This is a genomic window from Actinomadura rupiterrae, assembly GCF_024172125.1.
Classification (GTDB): domain Bacteria; phylum Actinomycetota; class Actinomycetes; order Streptosporangiales; family Streptosporangiaceae; genus Spirillospora; species Spirillospora rupiterrae.
Map to the genome: position 1 here is coordinate 430,083 of NZ_JAMZEA010000005.1, position 24,984 is coordinate 455,066.

Here is a 24,984-nt window from a genome sequence, read left to right on the forward strand (position 1 = left end):
CCGAGGGCTTGTTCCGGGCGGCGCAGCGAATACCGTGGGACACACGTTTCGGGGTGTCCGGGTGAGCGCCGGCCGGTGGGCTCGTGCACGCGCGAGCGCCCACGCGGACACAGGGTAATGGGGGAGCGGAGGCCGTCATGCCGGTGCCATCGGTCACGCAGGAGTCGAAGGGGACGACCCCGTGAATCGCCGTGGCAATGGCCTGACCGCCGACTCCTACGCCCCGCTGGTGGACCTCGCCCCCCACCTCGCGGACGCGATGCTGGACGCGCTGCGCGAGGCCGGCGTCGCCGCCTACGCCGCCCCGCCGGACCAGCCGTCCGCCGAGGAGGAGCTCGACCGCCTCTACGTGGACGTCGACCTCAAGCACACCGCCGAGGGCATCCTCCGCGTCCACCTCACCCGGCTGCGCGACGCCTCGTCCCGCGGCTCGGACGGCGCGGCCGCCGAAGACCCCTCCCCCGCCGCCGCCGAGGACCCCGCGCCCGACCCGGAGGCCGCCGCCGAGCCGTCCGACGCCGAGCCCGACACCCCCAGCGCCCCCGGCACGGCCGAGCGCGACGAGGCCGCGATCTTCGCCGACCTGGTCGCCAACTTCGACGCCGAGCCCGAGGGCGACCGCGTCCCCTGGCCCGACCAGGAGAACATCCACGAGGACGAGGAGCCGCCCGGCGAGGGCGACGACAGCACCGGCCGCCTCCCCCGCGCCCGCGTGATCAGGGCCGCCGACCTCGACGACGGCGAGGAGATGCCGCGCCCGGACGACGAGGGCCACTACGTCCCGCCGCCCCCGCCGCCGCTCCCCACCGCCGACCCGCTCACCAAGGGCGCCTGGATCGCCCTGGTCGGCGGCCCCCTCTACCTGCTCATCACGGTCGTCCTCAACTGGGACGTCCCCGGCTGGGCCGCCTTCCTCGCCGTCGCCGCCTTCATCGGCGGCTTCGTCACCCTCGTCCTCCGCATGGGCGACGACCCCCGCCCCCCAGACGACGACGGCGCCGTCCTCTGAGTCAGAGTCTCAGGGTGGCTAGGACGGGGCGGTGGTCGGTGGCTTTGGGGTAGTCGGCCAGGAGTTCCGGGGTGGTGGGGACGCCGCAGCCCTGGACGTGGATGCCCTTGTCGGCGAAGACGCCGTCGATGCGGCGGACGGGTTCCATGGCCGAGAACGTGAAGGAGTCGCCGTCCGGGGCGATGGCGTGGGCGTCCTGGAAGCGGGTGGCGAGGCGCCTCCAGGCGGGGCCGTGGGGTTCCTCGTTGATGTCGCCGGTGAGGACGAGCGGGGCCCGGTGGCGGGCCTTCGCGCGTTCCAGGCGGGCCAGGACCTCGCCGACGTGGCGCAGGCGCGGCTCGTCCTCCAGGTCGAGGTGGGTGCTGGCGGCGATGAGGGGCGCGCCGTCCACCTGGAGGACGGCGAGGGCCAGCGCGCGGCGGTGCAGGTCCGGCACCCGGGACAGCAGGGCGAACTCGCGGGCCACGCGCTGGACGTGCGGGGCGGTGAAGACGGCGAGGCCGCAGGCGCGGCGGCCCGCGGCGATGCGCATGCCGCAGGCGCGGGCGAGGCGCCGGCGCTGCCACCACCAGGTCGCGAAGCGCGGCACCTCCTGGAGGCACAGGACGTCCGGACGCAGCGCGCGGACGACCCGCGCGACCGCGTCCGGGTCGTCCCGCAGCGATCTGATGTTGTAGCTGACCACGCGTACCGTGACGGCCACGTCGTTCCCTCCCCCGTGAGCGGACGTCGGTGGGGTTCGAGCGGGGGGCGGGCGGGGGGTCAGAGGCGGGCGAGGTCGGCGGCGCCGACGATGCCCGCGGCCGAGCCCAGCTCGGCGATCTTGATCTGCGGGAGCGGGCGGTGGCCGCGGCCGGTGAGGGCGTTGGCGAACGCCTGCCGGACGGGCTCCAGCAGCAGGTCCCCGGCGTCGGAGAGGCCGCCGCCGATCACGAAGCAGCCCGGGTCGAGGACGGCGGTGAGGTCGGCCAGGCCCTGCCCGGTCCACTGCGCGATGGTGCGGAAGCACTCCAGCGCGGCCGCGTCGCCCTCGCGGGCGGCCTCGGTGACCTGCGGGCCGTTGATGCCCTCGGGCTTGCCGCCGCCGAGCTCCAGCAGCCGCCCGGCCAGGGCCGGGGACACCCGGGCCAGCTCGCGCGCCTCGTAGACCAGCGCGTTCCCGCTGGCGTACTGCTCCCAGCAGCCGCGGTTGCCGCAGCCGCAGCGCCGCCCGTCCGGGACGACCCGGTAGTGCCCGTACTCCGCGCCGACCCCGAACCGGCCGCGGTACAGCTCGCCGTCGATGACCAGGCCCCCGCCGATGCCGGTGCCGAGCGCGACCAGGACCATGAAGTCGTGCCCGCGGCCCGCGCCGTACCGGGCCTCGCCCCAGGCCGTGGCGTTCGCGTCGTTCTCCACCACGACCGGCAGCCCGACCAGGCCCTCGACGATCGCCTTGATCGGCTCGTTCCGCCAGGCCAGGTTCGGCGCGAACATCACGACCGAGCGCGTCTCGTCCACGAACCCGGCGCAGCCGAGCCCGACCGCCGACACATCCTCGAACTTGCCCTTCAGCAGGTCGACGACCTCGGCGATGGTGTCGGCGGTCTCCTTGGGGTTGGTGGACGGGGTGGGCCGCCGCACCTTCTCCAGGATGTTCCCGCGGTCGTCGACCACACCCGCGGCGACCTTCGTCCCGCCCACGTCCACGCCGATGGTCAGGGCCATGAGCGTTTCCCTCCGCCGTTCCTGTTCGCTGTCAACCGACGTCCGTCGCGTCCCGGCCGGACGGATCGCGCGTGCCGGACGCGCCGGACGTCCCCGTCCGGGCCCGGCCCGGGCGGCTCCGCTCGTAGGCGGCCGCGACGTCGAACACCGCCGCCAGCAGCGAGCGCCCGGCCTCCTCCACGTGCCGCCGGAAGTCCGGACCGGTCTCGCGCGCGAGCGCGATCGCCCGGCACACCGGACAGTTCCGGCATTCCGCCGCTCCGGTCGCGATGTGCGGTTCCTCCGCGAGGACGCGCGCCCACACGTCCCCGGCCCCGCGGGCCCGGGCCTCCGAGCGCCCGCGCCCGCCGTCCTGCTTACCCTCGCGGTCGGCGCCCCTACCCTCGGGGACGTCCCTACCCTCGGGGACGCCCTTGCCCTCGGATCCCTCGGGGGCGGCGTCCTTGCCCTCGGGCCGGCTCCGGGCGTCCTCGGGGGTGGTCGCGTCCGCCCAGACGTCCTCGTCCGACCACGGGAGCGTTCCGGACGCGGCGGCGCCGACGGCCTCGCCCACCCGGCGCCGGACGGCGTCGAAGAGCTTGGCGGCCTCGTCGAGGACGTCGCCCGGCTGCTGCTCGGTCATGATGACATCTTCCATCCCTGGTCGGCCGGACGCGGCAGCGGCCCGCGACCGGCGCGTTCTTGACGGCTCAGCGCTCGACGTGCCGCCGCAGCCCCTTGAGGGCCGAGTCGATGATCCGCTTCTCGCCCTTGCGCTTGACCATGCCGATCATCGGGATCCGGACGTCGACGGCGAGCTCGTAGGTGACCTCGGTCTCCCCGGTGCCGGTGTCGTCCAGGGTGTAGGAGCCGTGCAGGCCGGTGACCACCGTGCCCGGCTCGACCAGCTCCCAGTGGACGGCGTCGTCGCCCTCCCAGGTGTAGGCGAGCCCGACCGAGTCGCTGATCGGGCCGCCCTCGAAGGTCATCCGGGCGGTGCGGGCGCGGCCGTCGCCGCCGGTCTCGGTGACCTCGAAGGCGCGGATCCCGCTCGCCCACTCCGGGTAGGCGTCCAGATCGGCGATCACCGCCATGATGTCCGACTTCGCGGCCTTGATCGTGATGGACGAGCTCGTGCGGTCCGCCATGGGCCCCTTCCCTCCGGCTGTCCTTGCCTAGTGCTCCGCCGCACACATCCTCGCGGAGTTTGCGTCAGATCGTCAGTACGTACGGTTTACCGCTGGCCCGGAAATGACCGACATTGATGCATTCGGTCTTGCCGATCCGCATCCGCCGGGCGAGCGGCTGGTGCACGTGCCCGAAGAGCACGTACCGCGGTGACGTGGCGCGGATCGCCTCCAGCACCGCCTCGCTGCCGCGCTCGAACCGCCGCGCGACCGTGTCGTAGAGCAGGTCCGGGACGGCGGGCGGGATGTGGCAGCAGAGCACGTCCACCTCGCCCACCGCGGCGACCTTCGCGGCGAACTCCTCGTCGTCGATCTCGTTCGGCGTGCGGTACACCGTGCGCAGCCCGCCGCCGACGAACCCGAACCGGACGCCGCCGATCTCCGCGACCTCGCCGTCCAGGACGCGGTGCCCGGGCCGCAGGTAGTCCTGCCACATCCGCGGGATGTCGACGTTCCCGTAGGTGAGGTAGGCCGGCGCGGGCATCGCGTCGAACAGCTCGGCGTACTGCTTGCGGACGGCCTTCTCGATGTGCGGCCAGGCGTCCCCGTCCAGCGAGGACCACATCTGCCTGGAGAAGTCGCGCGCCTCGTCGAACCGCTTCGCCGTCCGCAGCGCGATGAAGTGGTCCGCGTTCTCCTGCCCGAACAGGTCGGCGAAGATGCCCCGGCCGTGGTCGGAGTAGTCGATGAACAGGATCAGGTCGCCCAGGCAGACCAGCGCGTCCGCGCCGTCCCCCGCGTTCCGGAGCGCCTCCGCGCGGCCATGGACGTCGCTCACCACATGGATCCGCATGAACCGAGCCTAATAGGCGTCCCGCCATCCGGACACGACGAGGCCCGTCTCGTTGATCACGGTGTCGGACCGATCCCCGACCGAGGTCGCGGCCGGGCCAGGGCGCCGGGCGGTTTCCGCGGCCGGACGGTATCGCCGACAGGTGAAAGACGGACGCGGTACGGCCGGCCCGGTCAGGACGTGGCGGAGGCGACCAGGGCCCGCCATTCGGCGACGAGGGCGGGGTCGAGCGGGGCGTCCCAGGAGCCGCCGGTGCGGACGGCCGTGCCGACGTGGAACGCGCCGATCCCGGCGGCGGCGAGGACGGGGACGTGCTCGCGGCGCAGCCCGCCGCCCGCCATCAGCAGCCGCGCGGACGCGGGTCCCTCGGCGGCGCGGCCGGACAGCACGTCCAGCCCGGACGAGACGCCGCGCGCCGATCCGGCGGTCAGGACCGTGTCGCAGCCCAGCCCGCGGACGACCTCCCACCCGGCGGACGGGTCGGCGGCGTTGTCGAGCGCCCGGTGGAACGTCCAGGGCAGGCCGTCCGGGAGGGCGGCGGCGAGGGCGGAGGCGGAGCGCGCGTCGATCGCGTCGTCCGCGTCGAGGAAGCCGAGGACGAAGCCGTCCGCCCCGGCGTCGGCGAGGTCGGCGGCGGCGCGGCCGAGCCGGTCCAGCTCGGCCTCGGAGGTGCGGAAACCGGCGGCCGCGCGCAGCATCGCCCGGATCGGCAGCGATGTGACCTGCCTCATCTCCGCCACGGTCCGCGGGTCGGGGGTGAGGCCGTCGGCGGCCATGTCGGCGACCACTTCCAGGCGGTCGGCGCCGCCCTCGGCCGCGGCGCGCGCGTCGTCCGCGGTCAGCGCGATCACTTCCAGCAGGGCCACCGGGCGCCTCCTCGCGTAGGCTGGGAACGTCCTGGTCAAGCGTAGGGCAAGGGGATTCCGTGCACCGCACCGCCCGCCCCGGCGCCCGCCCTCCCGGGAGCGTGTGGCGACCATCACGCAGCGCGTTTCCCGGTGCCGCGCGGGGCCTGCCGTCCGGTCCGGGCTCGCCGCTACCGACCTGCGCGGAGCCGTAGCTACCATCGAGTAGCAAGAGGTTGTACCGTCGTCCCCGCCTTAAGCCGTGATCAACCGAGGAGTGGCCGTGCGCGAGTTCAGCGTCCCCGCCCTGGTGGAGGTCCCCGACTCCGCCAATCTCACCGACGCGCCATTCGACCGGGCCGCCGCCGAGCCGGGCCGGATCGTCATCCGCCGCCGCGGCGCGGACGGGGCGTGGGCGGCCGTCACGGCGGGCGAGTTCGCCGCGGAGGTGACCGCGCTCGCCAAGGGCCTGGTCGCCGCCGGGGTCGAGCCGGGCGACCGGGTCGCGCTGATGTCCCGCACCCGCTACGAGTGGACGCTGGTCGACTACGCCGTCTGGGCCGTCGGCGGCGTGAGCGTCCCGATCTACGAGACGTCGTCCGCCGAGCAGGTGAAGTGGATCATCGGCGACTCCGGCGCGAAGGCCGTGGTCGCCGAGACCGCCGAGCACGCGGCCACCATCGCCGAGGTCCGGGACGCGCTCCCGGGCCTCGCGCACGTCTGGGGCATCGACGCGGGCGGGCTCGACGAGCTGACCGCCGCCGGCGCGGACGTCCCGGACGCCGAGATCGACAAGCGCCGCCGCGTCCCGGTGGCCGCCGACGTCGCGACCCTCGTCTACACCTCCGGCACCACCGGCCGCCCGAAGGGCTGCGAGCTGACCCACGGGAACCTGGTGCTGACCGCGCGCAACGCGATCCAGGGCGCGCTGTCGGAGGTCACCGTGGACGGGTCGTCCACGCTGCTGTTCCTGCCGCTCGCGCACGTCTTCGCGCGGCTCATCCAGGTCGCGACGATCGAGGGCGGGATCGTCCTCGGGCACAGCGACATCAAGGCCCTGCTGCCGGACCTGGACAGCTTCAAGCCGACGTTCCTGCTCGCCGTCCCCCGGGTGTTCGAGAAGGTCTACAGCGGCGCCGAGCAGAAGGCGATCGCGGGCGGCAAGGGCAAGATCTTCGCGGCCGCCGCCGACACCGCCATCGCCTACAGCAAGGCGCTCTCGGCGGGCGGGCCGGACCTGAAGCTCAAGCTGAAGCACAAGGTCTTCGACGTGCTCGTGTACGGCAAGCTGCGCGCCGCCGTGGGCGGACGGGTGCAGTACGCGGTGTCCGGCGGCGCGGCGCTCGGCGACCGGCTCGGGCACTTCTTCCGCGGCGTCGGCATCACCATCCTGGAGGGCTACGGCCTGACCGAGACCACCGCGCCGATCAGCGTGAACCGGCCGTCCGCGCTGCGGATCGGCACGGTCGGCCAGCCGATCCCGGGCGTGTCGGTGCGGATCGCCGAGGACGGCGAGGTCCTCGCCAAGGGCGTCAACATCCTGCGCGGCTACTGGAACAACGACACCGCGACCAAGGAGGCCGTCGAGGACGGCTGGTTCCACACCGGCGACCTCGGCGAGCTGGACGCCGACGGCTACCTGAAGATCACCGGCCGGAAGAAGGAGATCCTGGTCACGGCCGCGGGCAAGAACGTCGCGCCGGCCCCGCTGGAGGACCGGCTGCGCGCGTGTCCGCTGATCAGCCAGGCGCTCGTGGTCGGCGACGGCCGCAAGTTCATCAGCGCCCTGATCACCCTGGACGAGGAGGCCCTCGTCCCGTGGAAGGCCCAGCACGGCAAGCCCGCCGCGATGACCGTGGAGCAGCTGCGCACCGACCCGGACGTGATCGCCGAGATCGACCGGGCGGTCGCCGAGGCGAACAAGGCCGTGTCGCACGCCGAGGCGATCAAGAAGTACGAGATCCTCGGGGTGGACTTCACCGAGGAGGCCGGGCACATGACCCCGAGCCTCAAGGTCCGCCGGCACGTCGTGATCAAGGACTTCGCCCGCGAGATCGACGCGCTCTACTCCTGACCTGCCCTGCTGCTCCCTGACCCGTACAGCCCGCCCCGTACAGCCTGACCTATACAGCCCGACCCGTACCGCCGCCCGGACGTGAGGAACCGATGCGCGAGACCGACGTCCCCGTCCGGGAGCGGTTCCCCGAGACCGCGAACCTGACCGACACCCCGTTCGACCGGGCCGCCGGCTCTCCCGGCCGCATCGTCGCCCGCCGCCGCGTCCCAGCGGCGGCCCCGACGGCGGGTCCGGCCTCGGCCGCGGGTTCGTCGGCGGCCCCGACGGCGGGTTCGGGTTCGTCGGCGGGTTCGTCCGCCGCGGGCGGCTCGCAGGGCGCGGCGGCTGAGGGCGTGGGGCGTCCGGCGGGCGCGGACGCGTGGGCCGCGGTGACGGCCGGGGAGTTCGCGGACGAGGTGGCGCGGCTGGCCAAGGGCCTGATCGCGGTCGGGGTTGAGCCCGGGGACCGGATCGCGCTGATGTCGCGGACCCGGTACGAGTGGACGGTCCTGGACTACGCGATCTGGGCGGCGGGCGGCGTGACCGTCCCGGTGTACGAGACGTCCTCGCCGGAGCAGCTCGCCTGGATCCTGGGCGACTCGGGCGCGCGCGGGATCTTCGTGGAGACGGCGGAGAACCGCGCGGCCGTGGCGTCCGTCCGGGCCGAGCTGCCCGAGTTGTCGCAGGTCAGCGGCCTCGAACCGGACGATCTGGACCGGCTCGCCGGGTGGGGCGCGGCCGTCACCGACGAGCAGCTGACCGAGCGGCGGCGGTCGCGGCGGGCGTCCGACCTGGCCACGATCGTCTACACGTCCGGGACGACGGGACGGCCGCGCGGCTGCGCGCTGACGCACGCGAACTTCCTGGCCACGGCGCGGAACGTGGTGCTCGCCGGAGTGCCGGAGATCGCCGCGGACGGCGCGTCCACGCTGCTGTTCCTGCCGCTGGCGCACGTGTTCGCGCGGCTGGTGCAGGTCGGCTGCGTGGAGTGCGGGATGGTGCTGGCGCACGGCACGCCGGGTTCGCTGCAGAAGGATCTTGGAACGTTCCAGCCCACCTTCCTGCTCGCCGTGCCACGGGTGTTCGAGAAGGTCTACAACGGCGCGGCGCAGCGGGCCGAGGCGGACGGCAAGGGCCGGATCTTCGCCGCCGCCGCAGACACCGCCGTCGCCTACAGCCAAGCCCTAGACACCGGGCGCGTGCCGCTCGCGCTGAAGGCCCGGCACCGCGTCTTCGACGCGCTCGTCTACCGCAAGCTGCGCGCCGCGATGGGCGGACGGCTCCGGTACGCGATGTCAGGCGGCGCGGCGCTGAACGCCCGGCTCGGCCACTTCTTCCGCGGCATCGGCGTGACGATCATCGAGGGCTACGGCCTCACCGAGACCACCGCGCCGATCGTCGGCAACCGCTTCACCCCCGGCGGCAACCGCATCGGGACGGTCGGACGCCCCTTTCCCGGCACCGGACTCCGGATCGCCGACGACGGCGAGATCCTGGCGCGCGGCGTCAGCATCTTCGAGGGCTACTGGAACGACCCCGACGCCACGGCGCGCGCGCTCGACGGCGGCTGGTTCCACACCGGCGACCTGGGCGAGCTCGACGACGACGGCTACCTGCGCATCACCGGACGCAAGAAGGACATCCTCGTGACGGCCGGCGGCAAGAACGTCGCCCCCGGACCGCTGGAGGACCTGCTCCGCGCCCATCCCCTCATCGACCAGGCCGTGGTCGTGGGCGACGGGCGCAAGTTCATCGGCGCCCTGCTCACCCTCGACGAGGAGGCGCTGCCCGGCTGGCTCGCCACCCGCGGCCGTCCGGTGCCGAGGCTCGGCGACGGCCTCGACCTCGCCGCCCTGCGGGACGACCCCGAGGTGCGGACGGCCCTGGACGCCGCCGTCGCCGAAGCGAACGCGACCGTCTCGCACGCCGAGGCGATCAAGAAGTACCGCGTGCTCGACCGCGCGCTGACCGAGGCCGGCGGCCACCTCACCCCCAGCCTCAAGGTCCGCCGCCACATCGTCACGGCGGCCTTCGCCACCGACATCGAAGCCCTCTACACCTGACGAGCGGCCGGGCGCCCGGTCAGACCAGGGCGGCTACGGCGTCGGCTATGGGGACGTCGCCGTTGACGACTTCGAGGGTCGTGCGGTTCACCTTGGGCTCGGCGAGCAGGGCGGCGATGACGGTGGCGACGTCGTCGCGGGTCACCTCGCCGCGGCCGACCTCGGGTTCGCCGAGGGTGACCAGGCCGGTGCCGTTGTCGTCGGTCAGCCGGCCCGGACGCAGGATCACCCAGTCGAGGTCGCGGCCGCGCAGGTCGTCCTCGGCGGCGGTCTTGGCGGTGATGTAGGCGGCCCAGACGTCGTCGCCGCCCGCGGGCGGCTTGCCCGCGCCCATCGACGAGATCTGGACGAACCGGCGGACACCCGCCTGCTCGGCCGCGTCGGCGAGCACCGCCGAGGCGCCGCGGTCGACGGTGTCCTTGCGGGCGGCGCCGCTGCCGGGGCCCGCGCCCGCCGCGAACACCACCGCGTTCGCGCCGGTGAGCTGGTCGACCAGGTCGTCGCCGGACAGCTTCTCCAGGTCGGCGATCACCGGCCCGGCGCCCGTCTCGCGCACGTCGTCCACCTGTGCGGGGTCGCGGATCAGGCTGAGCACCGCGTCTCCCCGTGCGCTGAGCAGCCGGGCGAGCCGCATGGCGATCTGGCCGTGTCCTCCCGCGATCACGATGTTCATGGCGTCCACACTACGGACCCGCTCCGCCGGACGCCCGCCGCGGGTGCGCCTGTGGATAACCGCGGCGGACGACGGATTCCCAGGTCAGAGGCGGTAGGCGGGGTCAGCAGTTCCGGCCGGAGTTGATGCAGGACGCGGCGCGTCGCATCAGCGCGTCGGGCATGGCGTTCTCGAAGTCCGCGTGGTCGGTGACCGGGTCGTGGCCCTGTTCGGGGAAGGTGTCCACGGCGAACGCGAGCGGACGCGCCGGGAGGTCGTAGGTGAGCGTCATGCGCAGCTGCGGGACGGCCTTGGTCCCCTGCGGGCACGAGCCGGACGCCGCATCAGGGAAGACGACGTGCGTGCGGTGGTTGGCGCTGTCGGTGTTCCGCCCGTCCCAGCAACTGGGGAAATCCAGGATGCGGGTCACGCGGCTGCCGCCAGGACACAGCGGGTACTTGTCCGTGAAGGCGCGATCGGTGAACCCGGTACAGGTCCATTGCGCGCGCGCGTTGGCACCGCCGTTGGTCGCGGCCTTCGCGTCTCCGGTGATGACGCGCATGAAGCGCGGCATGGGGACGACGCTGTCCCGCGCGTTCCCGAGGAACTGCATGCGCGCGGACGCGGGGAGGACGACCCGCCCGACATTGCCGTCCGCCTGGCTCTGCGCGGCCTGGCCCGAGCCGTCCCGCCGGCCGCGCTGCCGCATGACCGGCCAGAAATAGGCGGACTTGTCACCGTTCGAGCAGGTCGTCCCGGCGGCGGCCAGGCTGTCGTCGGTGGAGAAGCCGTCGGTGGACTTGTTGCCGACGTAGTCGTGGATGTGGTGCGCGCCGTTCGAGACGCCGGGCGCGACGATGAAGTTGTCCGGGTTGTGGTGCTGGTCCTGGTTGCGCCCGCAGGGCGAGGTGAACGACCCGCGCGACGCGCGCCTCCCCCGCTGCGGCTGCCGGCGCGGCGGCGCCTGCCGGATGTCCGCGAACTGCCCGGCGTCCGGCCCCTTCTTCACCTGCGAACCGTCCCCGCCACCGCCTCCACCAGCACCCCCGCCGCCACCGCCACCGTTCCGCCCATCGCCCGTCCCGCCGCCGTTCGCGCCGCCGCCGTTCTGGTCGCCGCCGTTCTGGTCGGTGCGGTTGTGGTGGTCGCCGGGGCGATGATCGGCGCGGGCGGACGGTCCGGGCGTCTCGGCGGACGCCGGAGACTCGACCACACTCGCCACCAGAACAAGGGCCGCCACAACGGCGGTAACGCCATTCTTCTTGCGCATGTAAAACCATCCTCTACGGGATACTGAATTCGCTCAGGAAACGGCCTGCCGGGTCACCAGGCCGGTGCTTTCGAGAAGTCGCATGTGCGTGTTGACAAAGGTCATCGCGCGTTCCGCGAAGGCGCGGATCTCGCTGTTCTGCGTCTGCGCGCGAACCTGCGCGATCACCGCGAAGACCTTTCCGTGCGCGGCGCGCAGCCGGAACACGAAATCCCGGTCGTAGTCCGCGCCGAACTTCCCGGACAGCTCCTTCAGCCAGCGCTGCTGGTCGGTGTTGGGCTGGTTCGGCAGGATGACGCCGAGCTTCTGCGCGGTGCCGCGCACGTCGGCGTCCAGCCGCAGGTGCTGCGACATGATCATGTCGCCGACCCGCTTCACCCGGGGGTCGGAGGCCCGCTGCGCGGCCTGCTGGCCCGCGGGCATCTCCCAGAGGCCGGCCTGCCTGACCTTGACCAGCAGGATCCGGTCCTGGGGCGAGAGCGGGCCCCAGCGGGTGCCGACGGTGCCGGTCGCGGGGCCGCCGTCGGACGGGATGCCCGGCGGTGACAGGACGGTCAGCACCGCCGCGGCGACCGCGGTCACCGCGGCGGCGGCCGGGAGGAGCCGGGCGCGTCGCGGCCATCGCGGAATCCGGAGTCCGGACCGGAATCCGGTGCGGCCGTACGGGGTTCTCATTCGCGCTCGCTCCCTTCTTCCTTCAACTCTTGGTACGCAAATGAGCGGGAGGGAGTTCAGCGCCCAGGGAGACAATTCAAGAAAGAGATCCGCCTCCGGTAATGCGCAGCGCGAGGGCCGGGCACATCGCCACGGCGCGCTGCACATCCCGTTCCATCCAAGGGGGAATGTCCGTCCCGAGGATGACCGGGAATCCGTACCGGTCGAGCTGGATGAGTTCCGGGACGAGGTAGGCGCACAGCCCGTGCCCGTCGCAGCGGCTCCAGTCGATCGCGACGCGCGCCTCCTCGCCGGTCGGGACGGGCAGCGGCAGCACCCCGAACGTCGGGCGCCCGCACGTCCCGCCCCAGCGGTGCGTCTCGACGTCCTCCGCGAACGCCTCCAAAGCGGACAGGACGAACCGGGCGGTCCCGTCGGGATGCGAGCACGCGCCGCGCCCGCGCCCGATCCCGGCGGCGCGACGGACGTCGTCCACGACGCCGCCGCCGTCGGCGAGCGCGTGCAGCGCCCGGACGACGTCCGGCAGCCCGAGCCGGCACGGCCCGCACTGCCCGGCGGACTGCGCGGCCAGGTAGGACGCGATCCGGGTGACCTCGCCGAGCGGGCACGTGCCGTCCGCCAGCGGCAGGACGATGCCCGCGCCGACCGTGCCGCCGACCGCGCGCATCCCCCGGCGGGACAGCACGGCGCGCGCGACGTCCGGGGCCGCGAGCCACTGCCCGTGGTACCCGCCGACGAGGACTCCCTGGTCGGCAGGCGTGTCGCAGAAGGCGAGCACCTCCCCGAGCCGGATCCCGAGCGGCGCCTCGACGACCCGGGTCCCGCCGACCGTGAGCAGCGTCGTGCCCGGTTCGTCCGCCGTCCCGACCGCGGCGTACAGGTCGGCGCCGAGCGATGTCAGCACCGCGAGCTGCGCGAACGTCTCGGTGTTGGACAGCAGCGTGGGACACCGGTCCACCCCCGCGTCCGAGGCCCGGACCTTCACACCTGGCGGGACCGGCGTCTCGCCGTTCACCGCCCGCACGACCGCGCCGCTCTCCCCCGACACGAACCGCTCCGCCAGCCGGACGACCCGGGCGGGCATGCGCCGCTCGGCGACCGCCTCCCGCACCGACCGCGCCGCCTCGCCGTCCTCGACCGCGACGACGATCCGCTCGATGCCGAGCGCCGTCGCCGCGATCTGCGCGCCGTCCAGCACCAGGTGCGGCGCGCGGGTGAGCAGGACGCGGTCCTTGGCGCTGCCGGGCTCGCCTTCCGCGCCGTTCACCACGACGACCGCGTCCTCGGCGGGCACCCGCCGCCCGCGCCGCTCCCCCGGCAACACCTCGCCGTGCGGCCGGCCGCCGCCGTGGTCGAGCCGCGCGGCCACGGCGGCGAGCTTGCGCGCGAACGGGAACCCGGCCCCGCCGCGTCCGCGCAGGTCGGCCTGCTCGGCGAGGCGCAGCACCTCGTCCAGTCCGGGTGTCGCGAGCCGTCCGTGCACGGCCTGGTGCCGGTCCAGGTCCAGCCGCTCGAACCGGTCGAACCCCAGCGTCAGCCGGGCCCCGCCGATCGCCCCGACCGTGACCGGCCCGCTCACCGGACCTCCTCGCGCCGCCGCACCACCGGATCCGGCTCCCGCACAGCCCCTCGCACAGCCGTCGCCCCAGGCGTCTCCGCCCGCACGTCCGCCGCCCTCGCTTCGGACGGCGCCTGCGCCGGGTCGTCCGCCGCATGTCTAAGCCGCTCGTCCACCCGCACGGACGCCCGGGACGGTGTGCCATCTGACACGCGCGGACGAACGACGACGATCATCCGCGTCGCCAGGGCCAACGCGACCGCGCCGCCGCACATCATGTACCCGAGCGTCACCCAGGACGCGGCAGGCCGTCCGGCTGTGAGCCCGTGCCAGATCGCGATCGGCCACGACAAGTACGCGACAGCATGCAACGACCGCCACGCCCAGACCGGCAATCCAGTGGCGAACCGGGCGCGCAGCAATCCTGTCACCAAGACAACGGCCATCAGATCGGACGCGAGCGCGCCGAGCCCGACCGGCCCGGCACCGGGCATGACGATCTGCGCGGGCGTGGCGAGACCTGCGAGCACCTTCACCACGATGTGCGCGACGAGGAACGTCACGGCGAGCAGCGAGGCCGCGCGGTGCAGGCCCTGTGCCAGCACCCGGTGCCGGATGCGCAGGACCAGCCGCTCGGTGGCGAGCAGCCCGGACACCACGGCCGCCGTCATCGCGAGCAGGCTGAAGACTCCGGCGTAGAAGTTCATGAAGCGCTGGACGCCGCCGGTCACGACGGCGCCCTGCGGGGTGGCGGCCGCAGCGAGGACGGCCAGGCCGCCCACCAGGGCCGGCAGCCAGGCCCGCAGCGGACCGCGGCGCGGATCGCCGCTGTCGTAGCTCTGCACTGGTCGTACTCCTCTACTTGCTGGGGACGGGCAGCGGCAGGACCGGCCCGTCCTTCGGCGGCGCGGGAGCGGGGGAACGCGTCGGGGCGGAAGGCGCGGCGGGCACCGGCCCGAGGTTGGTCAGGGTCCCGCCGGAGAGCACCTGGTCGGGGCCGCGTTCGGCGAACCCGAGCAGCGGACGGGCCGTCTCGCGCAGCGTCCAGCCGCCGAGCGGGACGCCGTCCAGCGGCATCCGCCGGTCGCCGTGCCACACACCGAAGCGGACCTGCGGACCGGGCGGGGCCATGCCGCCGCAGGGGCGGGCCGTCCCGGTGCGCCCGAGCGGGTCGCCGCGCTGGACGACGCTGCCGTCCCGCAGCGGGACGGTGTCGCGCAGCCCGTCGTAGGCGGTGCCGAGACCGTCCGCGTGGACGATCAGGAGCAGGCCGTCGTCGGTGCCGCAGAAGCGGTAGAGGCGGCCGCCGCCCGCGGCGAGGACGCGGCCGTCGCCGCCGGAGAACGCGAGCCCGTCCAGCGGGCGCGGCGCGGTGCCGCCGTCGGCGGTGTCGAGCGTCCAGGTCCCGCCGATCTTCCAGGGCAGCATCAGCGCGCCCGGACGGACGGCCGCGTCCCCGTCCGAGAACGCGGCGAGGGCCCGCGCCTCGCCGGACGGCATCAGCGCCGCCGGGGAACGCCGGACGAGCCGGGAGAACGCGGACGCCCCGGACAGCGCCGCCGACCAGCGCTCGCCCGTCCAGTGCGCCGCGAAGAATGCCAGCCGCGGGCTCGCCGCCGTGCCCGCGGGCGCCGGGATCGCGGCCGTCCCGAAGGCCCACGTGCCGTCCGGGGAGACGCGGTCGACCAGCACCACCGGCGGCTTGTCGGGGTTCATCCCGAATGCTTCGCGCGCCGCCGCGCCGCGCTGGTCGGTCATGAGCGCGCGCACCTGGTCGGCGAGCACGGCCGTCCCGGGCGGCGCGGTGCCATGCCCGCCGGGCCGGACGGTCGGACGCGGCGAGACGCCACCGTCCGGCGGAGCGCTGCTCCGGGGCGTCCGGCTACTGACCGCGAGCCGCGACCCGGCGGGCCCCTCGCCGCCCAGCGGGGTGCTGTCGAGCAGCGTCCGCTCGGCCACGGCCAGCAACGCCACCCCGACCAGCACCGACACCACCACGGCCCCGACGCTCAACCGCTCCCCGGGGCCTCGACGACGCCGCGCTTTCCCCGCCGCGCTTCGCCGCTTCCCCGCCTGCGCATGGCGCTTCCCAGCAGCGCTTCGCCGACGCGGATCGTCCTGCCGAGGGCGGGTTCGCCTGGGCAGGGGTTCGGTGCGCACGACGGTCGGTAAGCCGTCGGGGACGGTCCGGCGGGAGCCTCGGTCAGCGGCGCGCGTGGGTTCGGGGCGTCCGCCCAGGCGGCGCGGTGTGCGGGTAGACCGGCGCCTGCGGCGGGGTGGTCGGGGACCGCCGGGCGGTTCGGTCCAGAAGGACGACTCGTCGGACGCGGTCGTCCTGGCGGGCTGCCGTCCGGCGGGCTGCCGTGGTTCTCGTCGCGCCATGCCCTCTCCTGCTGGAGGGGCGCGGGCGCAGGGGAACGCCGGATACCGGCCGGTGCCGTGATCGAGACATGCGGGAACGGCCTGGCGGAGGCCCGCTCAAGCCTCCGCCGTTCCCGCCGGGGCGTCCGTTTCGGGCAGCCGCCCCCGTCACTCCCGGAGCATACGCCCCGAGAGCCTCGTTCTTCGGGGATGCCGCCGAATCCGGTGGTTCGGTGCGGCAAGCCCGCTTTGCGCAATCGAATACGTGCCGGAAGCCCGGAATGTTCAGAGGGAGCGGAGGAACGCGGCGGCCAGCGGCGCGGCCACCTTCGGACCGGAGTCGCCTTCCAGGACGAAGACGGAGAACGCCAGGTCGCCCTTGAAGCCGATGAACCAGGCGTGGGACGCGCCGGAGTTGTCGTACTCGGCCGTGCCCGTCTTGCCCGCGGTGCCGGACGGGAGCCCGGCCGAGGCGGCGGTCCCGTTGGTGACGACGCTGCGCATCATCGAGCGGAGGGCGTCCGCGGACGGGACGTCGTGCGGCGCGGGCGGACGGATCTCGCCCGGCTTCAGCATCGACGCGGGCAGCAGTCGCGGCGCGCGCCACGTGCCGTCCTCGACCGCGGCGGCGACGGTCGCCATGAGCAGCGGGGTCGCCTGGACGCGCCCTTGGCCGATGGCGGATTCGGCCAGGTCGGCGCCCGGCTTCACGTCCGGAAAATCCTTGTATCCGCCGCCCGCGCCGGTCATTATGGGCGCGCCGAAACCGTAGGCCTTCGCGGTGTCGGCCAGGCCGCCCGGTCCCAGGCGGTCCACGGCCAGCTTGGCGAAGGTCGTGTTGCAGGACTGGGCGAACGCGTCGGTGAGCGTCGCGTTGCCGACCGCCGAGCCCTCGTGGTTCCGGATCGTCCGCTGCGCGGTGACGACCGTGGCCGGGCAGTCGGCCGGGGACGACGGCGACAGGCCCTTGGCCAGCAGCGCCGCCGCCGTGACGACCTTGAACGTGGAGCCGGGCGGGTAGCTGGAGACGAACGCGCCGCGCCCGCCGAGCCGGTCCGCGACGGCCAGGATCTCCCCCGTGGACGGACGGATCGCCACGATCGCCGCGGCCCTGCCCGACGGCGCCGCCGCCACGGCCCGCTCGGCGGCGGCCTGAACGCGCAGGTCGAGCGTCGTCCGGATCTTCTTGGTCGGATGCCCGCCGAGCACCTTGAGCCGCTGCGCGGGCCGGCTGCCCTGCCGCACCTCGACGGCCCACGCGGTGTCGTCGGGCTCCTCATCGTCGGAGCCGCCGGAGCCGCCGGAGCCGTCCGAGCCGCTGCCGTAGGCGTCGGCCATCGCGGTCACGTAGGGGTCGAGCGAGCCGCCGTCCGGGAGCGGCTTGCCATTCGCCGCGACGAACGCGGCGGGCGGCTGGTGGACGGCCGTCAGCGTCCAGGTGGTCGGCAGCTGCTTGAGACCCGGGTAGAGCGTGTCGGGCGTCCACTGCACCCGCCAGCGGTGGCCGTGCTTGCGCAGGACGAGCGTCGACCGGAACGACCAGTCGCCGTGCCCCGCGAGGTTGCGGGTGATCGTGAAGTCGGCGCGCGCGCCGTCCGAGCCCGTCCGGACGACCGGGTTCGGCGCCAGCGCGACCGACATGACCGAGAGGCCGCTGGTCAGCGACCGGTGCCAGGCGGCGAAGTCGGCGGGCGGGTCGCTGACCAGGCCCCGCATCTTGGACAGGTCGCCGTTCGTCCACGCCGCGAAGTAGGACGCGGCGGTCTTCTCCGGCCCGCCCCCGTCCCGGCCCGCCAGCCTCCAGACCTCGAAACCGCCCACGCCGAGCGCCAGCGCGAGCACTATCACCAGGCACCCGATACCCCGCCTGCCCATCCCGCCTCCCCGTGTCCCGACCCTGGAACGGGATGATCCCGAGTAAAAGATCACATTTCAAGGGTCAAATCGGCGGTCAGTCCATAAGATCGGGCGTCGTCAAGGCCGCCGTCCGGTCGGCGGCCATCCCCCGAAAGGTTCCTCAACCTTGCGTCGAATCCTGCGCGCGGCGGCGCTGCCCGCCGTCGCGTTCTCCCTCTGCGCGGCCCAGGCCGCGCCCGCGCTCGCGGCGTCCGGACCTCCGGCCGCCCCCCGCACCCGGGCCGCCGACACGGCGACCGCCTCGTCCGACCCGGTCTACCTCGTCCACGGCCTCCAGCTGCGCGGCGGCACCGACTGCGCCGCGACCTGGAAGCAGGCGAACGCCGTGCTCCGCTCGTCGGGGTTCACCGGCCCGCTGGTCACCTGGGGCTACTACTCCCACGACACGCACTGCACCCGGCACGAGAGCGGCACGCTGAACACGCCGGTGCTGGAGCTCGGACGCCGCCTCGCCTGGGACGTCTACCAGCGCTACTCCCGGCACGGCGTCCCGGTGCGGGTCGTCGGGCACTCGATGGGCGGGCTGGTCGCGGCCACCGCCCTCGCGGGCGTGAAGGCCCGGCCGCACGGGTCCGGGTCCTGGCCGCCCTACCTGCTGGTCAAGGACGTCGTGACGCTCAGCGCCCCGTTCCGCGGCATCGCCGGGTCCTGCTCGTCGTCCTACCGGCAGTGCCGCGACCTCAAGCCCGGCAGCGCGCTCCAGCTCTGGCTCGCCAGGCAGTCCCTCCAGGGCCGCGGCGGGACGGACTGGACGCTCGTCTCGGCCGCCGAGGACACCCGCGTCCCGTACCGGTCGGCGCTGGCCGCCGCCGCCAAGCACAAGGTCGAGTACCTGTCCGGGCAGGGCATCACGCACTACAACCTGCACCGCCTGGACTCCGGCCACTCCTGGCGGATCAGGTACTCCGACAATGGCGGCGCGTCCTACAAGACGACCCGGCGCGGCCCGTCGCCGCTCCGCTACACCGCCGTCGCGCTGGCCAGTTCCTCGCACTAAGCACGAACCGCGTAACGCGCAGGCACCCCGCACCTGCGCCCGCGCACGAGCAGCACCGCGCGAGCGGCACCGCTGACCCGCACACCTCACACAGCGGCGCCGCACCCGCCCCTCACAACCGCCCCTAGGACAGCAGACTGTCCAGGCGGGCGGACTGCACTTCCCAACGCCATTCGCGTTCCACCCATGCGCGCCCCTTGTCGCCCATCGTGCGCGCGCGCGAAGGGTCCAGCAGGAGATCCGTCAGAGCCGACGCAACGGCCTGTACGGACCGTCCAGGGACCACCAGGCCCGTCTCCCCGTCCAGGACGGCGTCAGGCGCTCCCCCGGAGTCCCCGGCGACGACCGGGAGGCCGGTGGCGGACGCTTCGAGGTACACGATCCCGAGCCCCTCGACGTCCAGCCCCTGGCGCCGCGTCCGGCACGGCATCGCGAAGACGTCCCCGGCGTCGTAGTGCGCGGGCAGCTCCGGCCACGGGACGCTCCCCGTGAACACCACCGAACCGGACACGCCCCGCTCGTCCGCGAGCCGCGTGAGGTCCGCGCGGTACGGGCCGCCGCCGACCAGCAGGAGCGCGGCGTCCGGGACGGCCCGGAGCACCCGCGGCCACGCGTGGATCAGCGCGTCCTGGCCCTTGCGCGGAACCAGGCGCGACACGCAGACCACGACCGGACGGTCCGCCAGGCCGTGCCGCGCGCGCACCTCGGAGCCCCCGGCGCCCGGCCGGAACACCGACTCGTCCACGCCCGGCGCGAGCCGCGCCATCCGGCCCGCGGCGGCCGGGGACAGCGCCCGGGCCATCCGGGACCGGGTGTACTCGCCCAGGTAGGTGAGCGCGTCCACGCCGTCCCCGATCCGGCGCAGCAGGCGCCGCGAGCCCGGCAGCGACGCCCAGCCCGCCTCGTGCCCGTGCGTGATCCCGACGATCCGCCCGGCGCCGGCCCGGCGCAGCGCCGGGGCGAGCAGCCCCAGCGGCGCGGACGCGCCGAACAGCACCGAGTCGCAGCCCTCGCCGCGCAGCAGGTCCACCGCGCGCCGCCGGACGTCCGGGGTCGGCAGCATCAGCGAGGTCGGATGCCGGACGACCGGGAACGGCTGCGCCGCGTCGAACTCCGCAGCGCCCTTCCACGCCGGGGCGTACACCACGACCGAGCCGGGCGGCCGCCGGACGGCGAGGCCGTGCACGAACGCCTGGATCCCGCCGGGCCGGGGCGGGAAGTCGTTGGTCACCACGAGCGTCCTGGTCATCTCCCCGCCAGCATCCCACGCCCCTGGACTGGGAAAAGGACGAGGCCCGTCCCCGGAACCGATCCGGGGACGGGCCTCGCCTGTGGCAACTCTGGTATCAGCGGGCCGGTATCAGTGGCCCAGCTGCTTGGGGCCCGAGCCGCTGCCGACCGCGTGGTCGTCACCGTGCCCGTGCTCCTCGCCGTGCTCCTCGATCGGGATGTCGTCGAAGGTCGCGGCGCGCTGCAGCCGCGAGCGCAGGTGGCCCATCGGGCCCTTCTGGCTCGGGGCCGGGATGCCGTTGGCGTCCGTCGCGGGCGCCTCCGGGCGGGCGTTCTCCTTGGAGAGGATCTTGATGCGCTCCTCCTCCTTGGCGGGCTCGTGCTTCTCGCTGAACCCGCCGTCCGGCGCCATCACGATGATGCCGGCCTCGACGCCGTGCCCGATCACGTCCGCGTCCTTGCGCTGGAGGCCCAGGCAGAACCGCTTGGTGATGATGTAGGCGAGCACCGGCAGGATGAAGACCGCGAACCGGAAGAACCAGGTGGTCGCGAACAGCGACACGTGGAACTTGTCGGCCAGCACGTCGTTCGCGCCCGCCAGCCACAGCACGCCGTAGAAGGTCACGGCGGCCATGCCGATGCCGGTGCGGACCGGGGCGTTGCGCGGCCGGTCGTTGATGTCGTGCCGCCGCCGGTCGCCGGTGACCCACTGCTCGATGAACGGCCAGGCCATCGCGCCGCCGAAGACGATGCCGAGCGGCACCAGCGCCGGGATCAGCACGTTCATGCTGATCGTGTGGCCCGCGATCACCCATTCGGTGCCCTGGCCGGGCATCATGCGCAGCGCGCCCTCGAGGACGCCCATGTACCAGTCGGGCTGGGAGCCCGACGAGATCGCGCCCGGGTCGTACGGCCCGAACTGCCAGATCGGGTTGATCTGGGCGAACGCGCCGAGCAGCGCCAGCACGCCGAAGGTGAACAGGAAGTAGGCGCCCGTCTTGGCCATGAAGACCGGGTAGAACGGGTAGCCGTAGACCTGCTCGTTCGACTGGTTCTTGGACGGCATCGCGGTGTGCTTCTGGTGCCACATGATCATCATGTGCGCGGTCACCAGGCCGAGGATGACGCCCGGGATCAGCAGGATGTGCAGGCTGTACAGGCGCGGGATGAGGTCGCCGTGGTCGCCCGCGGGGAACTCGCCGCCGAACAGGAACATGTACACGTAGGTGCCGACCAGCGGGATCGACTCCGCGACGCCCTGGGTGATGCGCAGGCCGGTGCCGGAGAGCAGGTCGTCCGGCAGCGAGTAGCCGAACAGGCCCTCCAGCATGCCCAGGATGAACATGTTGATGCCGATGAGCCAGTTCAGCTCGCGCGGCTTGCGGTACGCGCCGGTGAAGAAGATCCGGAGCATGTGCGCCAGGATCGACGACATGAACAGGATCGCGGCCCAGTGGTGGATCTGCCGCATGAGCAGGCCGCCGCGCACGTCGAAGGTGATGTGCAGGGCCGAGTTGTACGCGTCCGACATCTGTACACCCTTGAGCTTGGTGTACGAGCCGTTGTAGACGACCTCCTCCATGCTCGGGTGGAACCAGAGCGTGAGGAAGGTGCCGGTCAGCAGCAGGACGATGAACGAGTACAGCGCGATCTCGCCCAGCATGAACGACCAGTGGTCCGGGAAGACCTTCTTGACGTTGCGCTGGAAGAAGTTGGTCGAGCCGAGCCGGTCGTCCAGGAAGTTCAGCGGTCCCGCGACCGCCTTCGGTGCTTGTGCGTCGCTCATCCGCGCTCCCAGAAGCTCGGACCGATCGGCTCGGGGAAGTCGTCGGTGGCGATGAGGTAACCGTCCTCCACGCTCAGCGGAAGCTGCGGCAGCGGACGGTGCGCCGGGCCGAAGACGACCTTCGCGCCGTCGGTGGCGTCGAACGTCGACTGGTGGCACGGGCACAGGATGTGGTGCGTGGTCTGCTCGTACAGGGCCGCCGGGCAGCCCACGTGCGTGCAGATCTTGGAGTACGCCACGACCCCGTTGACGTGCCAGTTCTCCCGGCCCTTGACGGGCTTGAACTGCTCGGCCGGGACGTTGATCAGGATCGTCACGGCCTTGGCGATCTCGTTGGCCGGACGCGCCGACTCCTCGATCCCCTCCGGCAGCACGGTGATCATGCCGCCGGGCGAGTTGAAGTCGGAGACCTTCAGCGGGGCGTTGGTGCCGTCCACCACCAGGCGGACGCCCTTCTTGCCCTCGGCCTTGGCCTTCTTCACGGCGTCGCCCCAGAAGGTGTGGCGGAGCCGCTTCTCCGGCAGCGGGCCGAGGTCGCGCAGCAGCACCAGCGGCGCGAGGCCGAGCGGCGCGGCGGCCAGCAGCAGCGTGCGGCGCAGCAGCGGCCGCTTGGTGATGCCGCTGTCCTCGGCGCCCTCCAGGAAGTCGGCCTCGAACGCCGCGCGGGTCTCCGCGCTGGACGCCATCTCGTGCCGCTCCTGGATGATCGGCTTGCTGGTCATCAGGCGGCGGACCCAGATGGTCACGCCGACCGCGAGGGCCAGCAGGGCGAACGCGAGCGTGCCGCCCAGCCACAGGTTGGACTCGCGGGCCCGGTGGATGCCGTGCATCCCACCGTTCCGGCCGCTCCAGCCGATGTAGTAGGCGATGAACGCCACGCTGGCGGCGAACGCCAGCAGGAAGAACGTCGCGACGACGCGCTCGGCGTTCTTCGCGGCCTTCTCGTCCAGCTCGGCGCCGGCGCCCGCCCTGGCGGGCGAGCCGTCCTCGTCCCTGGCGAGCAGGGTGCGCTCCTCCGCCGGCGACGGCGTGCCCACCACCCGGCCGGCCCCGCCGTCTTCGCGCGGCTCGTCCGAGCCCGCGGTGTGGTTGTTGTCGCTCATGACTTCTTCAGCTTCTTCGGCTTCTTGGCGGTGATCCACATGGCCGCCAGCACCATCAGGCCGACGCCGACCAGCCAGCCGGCCAGGCCCTCCGACACCGGGCCGATGCGGCCGAGGCCGTTGCCGCCCGGGTTGGGCTCCTCACGCGTCTGCACCAGGTAGGTGATGATCGCCTGCTTGTCCTTCGGGGTCAGCGTGGTGTCGTTGAACACCGGCATCGCCTGCGGCCCGGTCATCATCGCCTCGTACATCTGGGTCGGCGTGACGTCCTTCGGGGACAGCGGCGGGGCGTACTTGCCCTGCGTCAGCGCGCCGCCCTGGCCGGTGAAGTTGTGGCACTGGGCGCAGTTGGTGCGGAACAGCTTGCCGCCGAGCGCGACGTCGCCCTTGGTCGGGTCGACCTGGTCGGCCGTCGGGACGGACGGGCCGCCGCCCAGCTGGGCGATGTACTCCCGCAGGTCGGTCAGGTTCTTCTCGGCCTGGGCCTTCTGCTTCTCGGCGGCCTCGCGCTTCTCCGGCTCCGAGTAGTTCGTCTTGATCTCGGTGTCGAAGGCGGGGATCGGCTTCTTGCGCGGCATCTGCGCGCCCGGGTTCATCGCGGGCATGCGGCCCGTGCTGACCTGGAAGTCGACGGATGCGGCGCCCACACCGAGCAGGCTCGGCGCGATCGGCTTGCCCTTGGCGTCCTTGGTGCCCTCGGCGTTGAGGCCGTGGCAGCTGGCGCAGTTCTTGTTGAACAGCTGCCTGCCGTTGGCGAGGTCGGCCTGGGCGTCGGCGGTGCCTGCCGCCTCGGCGCGGTCGGTCTTCGGCGAGAAGCCGGCGTAGAGGCCGGCGATCGCCGCGAGGGCCGCCAGCACGACGGCGTAGCCCGCCCACGGGCGCCGTCGCCATGCGGTGATCCTTTTCACGGAAATCCCCGTTCGGGTCTTGTCGTCGGTGGAGGTCGGACGGATCACTTCAGGTCGAGCAGGTAGATCGTCGCGAACAGGCCGATCCAGACCACGTCCACGAAGTGCCAGTAGTAGGACACGACGATCGCGCTCGTCGCCTGCTCATGGGTCCACCGTTTGGCCGCGTAGGTGCGTCCCAGCACGAACAGGAACGCGATGAGGCCGCCGGTCACGTGGAGTCCGTGGAACCCGGTGGTCAGGTAGAAGACCGACCCGTACGCCGAGGACGACAGCGTCAGGCCGTCCTTGGAGACCAGGTTGGAGTACTCGAAGAGCTGACCCGCCACGAAGTAGGCGCCCATCAGGAACGAGAGGACGTACCACTCGCGCAGGCCCCACTTGCGGAAGTTGAGCAGGCCGCCGGTGCGTCCGACCTTGCCTGCCTCGGCCTTGAACACGCCCATCTGGCACGTCACCGAGGACAGCACCAGGACGGTCGTGTTGAGCGCCGAAAGCGGCAGGTCCAGCTTGGCGCCGGGCCAGGCGTCGTGACCGTGCTGGCCGATCGTCACGGAGCGGATCGTGAAGTACATCGCGAACAGGGCCGCGAAGAACATCAGCTCGGACGACAGCCAGACGATCGTCCCCACGCTTACCAAGTTGGGACGGTTCGCCCGAGCGTGAGGTGTTGTCTCTATCGCGGATGCTGTTGCCACGGGCAGCATTATTACGTCACCCGTTCAGTGACTGACGCATGACCCCCCTTCTGGAGTTCCCGAGCGTGTCACCGGACCCGCCGCGACCCGCCCGTCCCGTCCGTCCATATCCCGCTTCATCAGGGCTTTTCTCCGCCGGGAGCGGACTTCCGGCCCGCCCTCTCGTGCGCGACTCGCCGAACCGGTAACC

General features: G+C 73.2%; 22 protein-coding genes. 4 read left to right on the forward strand and 18 right to left on the reverse strand.

Translation table 11 applies throughout. The annotated features are described in order from the left end of the window. Nucleotides 1-181: 181 nt before the first annotated feature. Complete coding sequence (locus tag FHU30_RS18780) at nt 182-1,009, forward strand: hypothetical protein (RefSeq protein WP_253877394.1); 828 nt, start codon at nt 182-184, stop codon at nt 1,007-1,009. Between the two features lies 1 nt (nt 1,010). Here the strand turns inward: FHU30_RS18780 and FHU30_RS18785 are convergent, their stop codons facing one another. The 6 genes from FHU30_RS18785 to FHU30_RS18810 all read right to left on the reverse strand — a co-directional run bounded on the left by FHU30_RS18785 (nt 1,011) and on the right by FHU30_RS18810 (nt 5,541). Further along, nucleotides 1,011-1,712 carry an endonuclease/exonuclease/phosphatase family protein gene (locus tag FHU30_RS18785; protein WP_253877396.1) on the reverse strand — a complete coding sequence of 234 codons (702 nt, stop codon included), beginning with the start codon at nt 1,710-1,712 and terminating at the stop codon, nt 1,011-1,013. 59 nt (nt 1,713-1,771) lie between these two features. Beyond that, the gene (locus FHU30_RS18790) at nt 1,772-2,716 is read right to left on the reverse strand and encodes an ROK family glucokinase (RefSeq protein WP_253877398.1); all 945 of its coding nucleotides are present in this window, start codon (nt 2,714-2,716) and stop codon (nt 1,772-1,774) included. A gap of 31 nt (nt 2,717-2,747) precedes the next feature. After that, nucleotides 2,748-3,338 carry a hypothetical protein gene (locus tag FHU30_RS18795; protein ID WP_253877400.1) on the reverse strand — a complete coding sequence of 197 codons (591 nt, stop codon included), beginning with the start codon at nt 3,336-3,338 and terminating at the stop codon, nt 2,748-2,750. Between the two features lie 67 nt (nt 3,339-3,405). After that, on the reverse strand, nt 3,406-3,843 hold the full coding sequence (locus FHU30_RS18800) for an SRPBCC family protein (protein WP_253877402.1): 438 nt from the start codon (nt 3,841-3,843) through the stop codon (nt 3,406-3,408). A gap of 64 nt (nt 3,844-3,907) precedes the next feature. Beyond that, the gene (locus tag FHU30_RS18805; RefSeq protein ID WP_253877403.1) at nt 3,908-4,675 is read right to left on the reverse strand and encodes a metallophosphoesterase family protein; all 768 of its coding nucleotides are present in this window, start codon (nt 4,673-4,675) and stop codon (nt 3,908-3,910) included. 173 nt (nt 4,676-4,848) lie between these two features. Further along, on the reverse strand, nt 4,849-5,541 hold the full coding sequence (locus tag FHU30_RS18810) for a copper homeostasis protein CutC (protein ID WP_253877404.1): 693 nt from the start codon (nt 5,539-5,541) through the stop codon (nt 4,849-4,851). A gap of 262 nt (nt 5,542-5,803) precedes the next feature. On the opposite strand from FHU30_RS18810, the gene FHU30_RS18815 reads away from it, so the two are divergent. Continuing rightward, a complete protein-coding gene (locus tag FHU30_RS18815) occupies nt 5,804-7,594 on the forward strand; it encodes an AMP-dependent synthetase/ligase (protein ID WP_253877405.1) in 1,791 nt (596 codons plus the stop codon). Nucleotides 7,595-7,686: 92 nt separating this feature from the next. Next, on the forward strand, nt 7,687-9,639 hold the full coding sequence (locus FHU30_RS18820) for an AMP-dependent synthetase/ligase (RefSeq protein ID WP_253877406.1): 1,953 nt from the start codon (nt 7,687-7,689) through the stop codon (nt 9,637-9,639). Between the two features lie 19 nt (nt 9,640-9,658). Here the strand turns inward: FHU30_RS18820 and FHU30_RS18825 are convergent, their stop codons facing one another. The 7 genes from FHU30_RS18825 to FHU30_RS18855 form a co-directional block, all read right to left on the reverse strand. After that, nucleotides 9,659-10,312, reverse strand: coding sequence for an SDR family oxidoreductase (locus tag FHU30_RS18825; protein WP_253877407.1), 654 nt, complete (start codon nt 10,310-10,312; stop codon nt 9,659-9,661). A 103-nt stretch (nt 10,313-10,415) separates the two neighbouring features. Further along, nucleotides 10,416-11,561 (reverse strand): DUF1996 domain-containing protein, encoded by a 1,146-nt coding sequence (locus tag FHU30_RS18830; protein ID WP_253877408.1) that lies wholly within the window; start codon nt 11,559-11,561, stop codon nt 10,416-10,418. Between the two features lie 33 nt (nt 11,562-11,594). Continuing rightward, entirely contained in the window at nt 11,595-12,236 is a 642-nt protein-coding gene (locus tag FHU30_RS18835) for a DUF4142 domain-containing protein (protein WP_253877410.1), read from the reverse strand. A 76-nt stretch (nt 12,237-12,312) separates the two neighbouring features. Further along, nucleotides 12,313-13,815 (reverse strand): NADH-quinone oxidoreductase subunit NuoF family protein, encoded by a 1,503-nt coding sequence (locus FHU30_RS18840; protein ID WP_253877412.1) that lies wholly within the window; start codon nt 13,813-13,815, stop codon nt 12,313-12,315. Next, entirely contained in the window at nt 13,812-14,639 is an 828-nt protein-coding gene (locus FHU30_RS18845) for a ferric reductase-like transmembrane domain-containing protein (protein ID WP_253877414.1), read from the reverse strand. Before FHU30_RS18845 ends, FHU30_RS18840 begins: the two co-directional genes overlap by 4 nt. Before the next feature lie 13 nt (nt 14,640-14,652). Beyond that, complete coding sequence (locus FHU30_RS18850) at nt 14,653-15,807, reverse strand: M23 family metallopeptidase (protein WP_253877415.1); 1,155 nt, start codon at nt 15,805-15,807, stop codon at nt 14,653-14,655. 633 nt (nt 15,808-16,440) lie between these two features. Beyond that, nucleotides 16,441-18,030 (reverse strand): penicillin-binding transpeptidase domain-containing protein, encoded by a 1,590-nt coding sequence (locus FHU30_RS18855; protein WP_253877416.1) that lies wholly within the window; start codon nt 18,028-18,030, stop codon nt 16,441-16,443. Between the two features lie 148 nt (nt 18,031-18,178). Between FHU30_RS18855 and FHU30_RS18860 the strand changes: the two genes are divergently transcribed. Further along, a complete protein-coding gene (locus FHU30_RS18860; protein WP_253877417.1) occupies nt 18,179-19,069 on the forward strand; it encodes an alpha/beta hydrolase in 891 nt (296 codons plus the stop codon). 124 nt (nt 19,070-19,193) lie between these two features. On the opposite strand, the gene FHU30_RS18865 is transcribed toward FHU30_RS18860, so the two are convergent. From FHU30_RS18865 to ctaE, 5 genes are all read right to left on the reverse strand, one after another. Continuing rightward, on the reverse strand, nt 19,194-20,318 hold the full coding sequence (locus FHU30_RS18865) for a glycosyltransferase family 4 protein (protein ID WP_253877418.1): 1,125 nt from the start codon (nt 20,316-20,318) through the stop codon (nt 19,194-19,196). A gap of 111 nt (nt 20,319-20,429) precedes the next feature. Then, the gene (qcrB, locus tag FHU30_RS18870) at nt 20,430-22,085 is read right to left on the reverse strand and encodes a cytochrome bc1 complex cytochrome b subunit (protein WP_253877419.1); all 1,656 of its coding nucleotides are present in this window, start codon (nt 22,083-22,085) and stop codon (nt 20,430-20,432) included. Continuing rightward, the gene (gene qcrA / locus FHU30_RS18875) at nt 22,082-23,188 is read right to left on the reverse strand and encodes a cytochrome bc1 complex Rieske iron-sulfur subunit (protein ID WP_253877421.1); all 1,107 of its coding nucleotides are present in this window, start codon (nt 23,186-23,188) and stop codon (nt 22,082-22,084) included. Before qcrA ends, qcrB begins: the two co-directional genes overlap by 4 nt. Then, on the reverse strand, nt 23,185-24,096 hold the full coding sequence (gene qcrC, locus FHU30_RS18880; RefSeq protein WP_253877423.1) for a cytochrome bc1 complex diheme cytochrome c subunit: 912 nt from the start codon (nt 24,094-24,096) through the stop codon (nt 23,185-23,187). Before qcrC ends, qcrA begins: the two co-directional genes overlap by 4 nt. Before the next feature lie 44 nt (nt 24,097-24,140). Further along, the gene (ctaE, locus tag FHU30_RS18885; protein ID WP_301323290.1) at nt 24,141-24,803 is read right to left on the reverse strand and encodes an aa3-type cytochrome oxidase subunit III; all 663 of its coding nucleotides are present in this window, start codon (nt 24,801-24,803) and stop codon (nt 24,141-24,143) included. Between the last annotated feature and the right edge of the window lie 181 nt (nt 24,804-24,984).